At 40.8% G+C, this 4,222-nt stretch carries 5 protein-coding genes; 1 reads left to right on the forward strand and 4 read right to left on the reverse strand.

Going from position 1 to position 4,222, the window contains the following annotated elements; genetic code table 11:
- The 3 genes from AB3112_RS08805 to rpsL all read right to left on the reverse strand — a co-directional run.
- A partial coding sequence (locus tag AB3112_RS08805) for a GTP-binding protein (protein WP_367334312.1) occupies positions 1–281 on the reverse strand: 281 nt, incomplete at its 3' end.
- A gap of 80 nt (positions 282–361) precedes the next feature.
- A complete protein-coding gene (rpsG, locus tag AB3112_RS08810) occupies positions 362–832 on the reverse strand; it encodes a 30S ribosomal protein S7 (RefSeq protein ID WP_020281102.1) in 471 nt (156 codons plus the stop codon).
- A 56-nt stretch (positions 833–888) separates the two neighbouring features.
- Positions 889–1,302: a 30S ribosomal protein S12 gene (rpsL, locus tag AB3112_RS08815; RefSeq protein WP_013728508.1), complete on the reverse strand. Its 414-nt coding sequence runs from the start codon at positions 1,300–1,302 to the stop codon at positions 889–891.
- Positions 1,303–1,545: 243 nt separating this feature from the next.
- Here rpsL and AB3112_RS08820 point away from each other — a divergent pair, with 243 nt between their 5' ends.
- Positions 1,546–2,235, forward strand: a complete 690-nt coding sequence (locus AB3112_RS08820; RefSeq protein ID WP_084974718.1) for an A24 family peptidase — start codon at positions 1,546–1,548, stop codon at positions 2,233–2,235.
- Here AB3112_RS08820 and AB3112_RS08825 read toward each other — a convergent pair.
- On the reverse strand, positions 2,230–3,921 hold the full coding sequence (locus AB3112_RS08825; RefSeq protein ID WP_367334313.1) for an IS1182 family transposase: 1,692 nt from the start codon (positions 3,919–3,921) through the stop codon (positions 2,230–2,232). The genes AB3112_RS08820 and AB3112_RS08825 overlap by 6 nt on opposite strands.
- Between the last annotated feature and the right edge of the window lie 301 nt (positions 3,922–4,222).

Below are 4,222 nucleotides of genomic sequence, written 5' to 3' on the forward strand. Positions count from 1 at the left end.
ACTTCAACAGTGAAATCCACGTGTCCTGGGGTATCAATGATATTGATACGGTGGTCTTTCCATTGTGCCGTTGTAGCGGCAGAAGTGATCGTAATTCCACGTTCCTGTTCTTGGGCCATCCAGTCCATTTGTGAAGCACCATCATGGGTTTCACCAATTTTATGAATTTTACCGGTATAGTACAAGATACGTTCAGTAGTCGTGGTCTTACCAGCATCGATATGGGCCATAATCCCGATATTACGAGTTTTTTCTAGTGGAAATTCTCGTTTGTTAGCCATTGTGTAACTCCTTCCGATTCGTACAAAAAGTGGCTAAATCAGCCACTTATTAGTTTGAGCTGTTGAGAATAAAGTTGATATTACCAACGATAATGTGCAAATGCACGGTTGGCTTCAGCCATTCTATGTGTGTCTTCACGCTTCTTAACTGAAGCACCCGTATTATTAGCGGCATCCATGATTTCACGTGCAAGACGTTCAGTCATCGTATGCTCACCACGTGAACGAGCGTAGTTAACGATCCAACGTAAGCCCAATGTGGTCCGACGATCTGGTCGAACTTCGATTGGAACTTGGTAGTTAGAACCACCAACACGACGAGCCTTAACTTCAAGGACCGGCATAACGTTCTTCATTGCTTCTTCGAATACGTCAACTGGTTCGTTGTTGGTTTCTTTCTTAATGATGTCAAAGGCACCATATAAAATTTGTGATGCAGTTCCACGTTTACCGTCTAACATCAAACGGTTGATTAAACGGGTTACCAATTTTGAGTTATAAATTGGATCAGGAAGTACTTCCCGCTTTTGAACATTTCCTTTTCTAGGCATTTCGTTATCCTCCTCATGATTCTATAAAACTAAATATTTAGATTGCATTAGTAAGATTATTCTTTAGGCTTCTTTGTACCGTATTTTGAACGTCCTTGACGACGGTCTTGGACACCGGCAGTATCAAGAGCACCACGAATAACGTGATAACGAACACCAGGTAAATCCTTAACACGGCCACCACGGATCAAAACAACACTATGCTCTTGTAAGTTATGACCAATACCTGGAATGTAAGCCGTAACTTCAATTAAGTTAGACAAACGGACACGGGCATATTTACGTAAAGCTGAGTTAGGCTTCTTTGGTGTCATAGTACCAACACGGGTTGCAACACCTCGTTTTTGAGGGGCTGGAACAGTAACTTGCTTCTTCTTGAAACTATTGTAAGCATAGTTTAAAGCTGGTGACTTTGATTTTGAAGTTCTAGAATGACGTCCTTTACGGACCAATTGGTTAATTGTAGGCATCTAAAAAGTTCTCCTTTCAAATTTTCAATGTAAGTCCACACATCCAGGCGGTTCTTTTTTATGTAAAAAGAAATGTGTACCGCCCAACACTTTTTGTCATATACAGTCAGCATGTCTGAATATTTCAGGAATCTGTCACAAAAAGCACCTTGTCTAATTTATCATGACTAACCGTTTGTGTCAATGAATCGGGATAAATAATTTTTCGCCAAAATACGTACCTAACATATAGAGGTAAAAAATATGATAATCATACAATTTTTGCTGGGTGCAAGCCTGGCGTCCTTTTTTAATTTAGTTGCGTTAAGAGACGCTCGGGGCGAGTCGATTGTCCGGCCACGATCGCATTGTGACACTTGTCAGATGCAATTAGCTGCTTATGATCTCATTCCTGTGCTCAGCTACATTATTTTAATAGGAAAGTGTCGGTACTGCAAGTCATCTTTATCAGCAACGTTTTTCTTCAACGAGTTGATGCTTGGTATCGCGTTAGCTTCACTCAACATTCAACACACAAATTTACCGTTCATGTTGTCATTGATCATGATGGCGTTTCTAAGTTCATTCGACTTGGTCCAAAAGCAGGTTCCGACTTGGGGAATCCTTGGATTATTTTGTATTTGTTTGTTGCTAATTGCCCATCCCCTCACACAAATTGGTCCTGCTTTTGTAATCTACCTTGTTGTTCAACTGATTAATCAGAAAAAGCACTGGGTCGGTGCTGGCGATTTGGATATTTACTTTTGCTTGTGGTTAATTTCAAGTGTCCTATTTTTATTATGGACAACGTTTATTGCCTGCATTGCCGCACTCGTTTATTTGATTGTTGCCCCATGGCCCAAGGACTCAAAGATTCCATTTGTCCCATTCATTTCAGTTGGATACTTTGTCACATTTCAATTTCAGTCAGTCTTACTGCCACTTATTTCATGACATCAAAAAAGTGGCTGGGACATAAGTCCCGCCGACAAATAAATTGAGCCGCATTTTCCATTTTTTCTGGAAGATGTGGCTCAGTTTTTCTATCCAACCAAAAATATGACTTAAATTGGCCATCATTTTGGCCAATTTATTCATATTTGCTGCCATCAAGATAATTCCTAATTCATTATTTACTTGTCTTAATCCACGTACCGATAATCGACGGAAACGCAAATTTGCCTTCAGGTTACCAAAGGCTGGCTCATCCTCAAGTTTTCGCTTAGCGAAAATGGCCTTGCCCTCTGGGCTTGAAAGCTGTTCACGAACGTATGCTTTTTGCGATTCCCAATGGGGATTGATGTTAATTCTTCGTTGGTTACCCATACGGGTGGTCGACCAATAATACCCTTCGGGGTCATCGTAATCGTCGGCCCGATAAACTTTAAAGTCGCGGGTAAACCCATTTTTATCAGTTCGATGGCTCATGCCGTGATATGAAAAGCGGATGTGGTGATTATCCACGTAGTAATCTTCTTCGGCATGATATTCCCAGTTCATCACTTTGCTAAGATCGCTGCGATATTTCTTCGATTGTTCTTTCAGATACATGGTGTAAGGAATCAAGGGGATCTTACCCAATTTCTCTTTAACAAATTGATAGTTTGGCTCACTGCCGTAGCCCGCATCGGCAACGATATAGTTGACTGGGGTTTGTGCGAAGTTCATCGCTTTTAAAAATGGAATTAAAGTACGTTGGTCCGTAGGACGTTGATTAACTTGGTAATAGAGAACGAATTGTGATTGAGTGGCAATTTGCAGATTGTACCCTGGCTTCAACTGGCCGTTTTGCATCGGATCTTCTTTCATCCGCATAAAAGTGGCGTCATGATCCGTTTTAGAGAAACTGTTCCGATCACCAAACCATTCATGATATTGGCGATACTTTTGTTTACGAGGTAAGTATTCATCTTTTACTAGATGCCGGAGATGTTTTAGTTTACGCCGGCGTTGTTTACGTGGTGAACCACCGGGAATCACTTTTTCGGTTTTGATTTGCTGATCTAATTCGTCAATCTCTGTGTCCAATGCGTCTACTTCAGCTTCAAGCGTCTGAAGATCCGTCGGATCCATTTCGCTTTCCACTGCTAGATTGACTTTGTTTTGAATCAGGTCTTTAAACAAGTTTCGTGTTTTTTGATCCAACTTACTTTCAAATTTTTCCGTGCTTTTTCGCCAGACAAATGAATACTTGTTGGCATCGGCAAGGATTTTAGTGCCATCAATGAAAATTGCCTCATCACTTAACAGATTGTTATCAATCAATGATTGTCGGAACTGCAGATACATGAGGGCTATTAGCTTGGTGGTTTGTGGATCAGTCCGGAAACGATTGATTGTCCGGTAACTGGGAACCATGTCAGGGTCACCGATTAACCATTTCATCGGAATGTTTTCCTCGGCCATTTGTTGAATTTTCCGTCCCGAAAACACTTTCCGTGAGTAAGCAAATAACATCATTTTGAGCATCATCAACGGTGAATATTGTGGTCGGCCAAAGGCTGACTCTTCTCCATAAACTAATTTATATGGAATCGTGTCCACAAAAGCACTGATGGCGCGGACAATGTGCGTTTCTGAAATTGAAATTTCTAATGGCAATGTTAAACTGGTCTGGTTATTGTTATAATGTCTGTACATAGAGATTCACTCCTATCCTTGGGTTTTCGTCGATTTAAGAATAGCAGAGTTGAATTCTCTGTGCTACATAAAATGCAAAAAAGCCTCGGAAAAAAATTAATTTCCGAAGCTTTTTTGCGTGAGCTGAGACTTTTGTCCCAGCCTCGAGTATCTGTCGGTATCATACATATTGAGGGGGAATGCATGAACAATAAGTATGAGGCCATTCATAAATACTCAGATGAATGTTCGAATGCATAGGCATTAGAGGGGTTAATGCCTACGAAAATGATTATACCACTGTTCCAAAAGAGTGACGGAC

Source organism: Lentilactobacillus sp., from assembly GCF_040773105.1.
In the GTDB taxonomy this organism is placed as follows: Bacteria; Bacillota; Bacilli; order Lactobacillales; family Lactobacillaceae; genus Lentilactobacillus; species Lentilactobacillus parabuchneri.

What these genes read in the sequence shown, in the direction of transcription:
- rpsL (WP_013728508.1), bottom strand. Translation starts at nt 1,302, where the DNA reads ATGCCTACAATTAACCAATTGGTCCGTAAAGGACGTCATTCTAGAACT.
- rpsG (WP_020281102.1), bottom strand. Translation starts at nt 832, where the DNA reads ATGCCTAGAAAAGGAAATGTTCAAAAGCGGGAAGTACTTCCTGATCCA.
- AB3112_RS08825 (WP_367334313.1), bottom strand. Translation starts at nt 3,921, where the DNA reads ATGTACAGACATTATAACAATAACCAGACCAGTTTAACATTGCCATTA.
- AB3112_RS08820 (WP_084974718.1), top strand. Translation starts at nt 1,546, where the DNA reads ATGATAATCATACAATTTTTGCTGGGTGCAAGCCTGGCGTCCTTTTTT.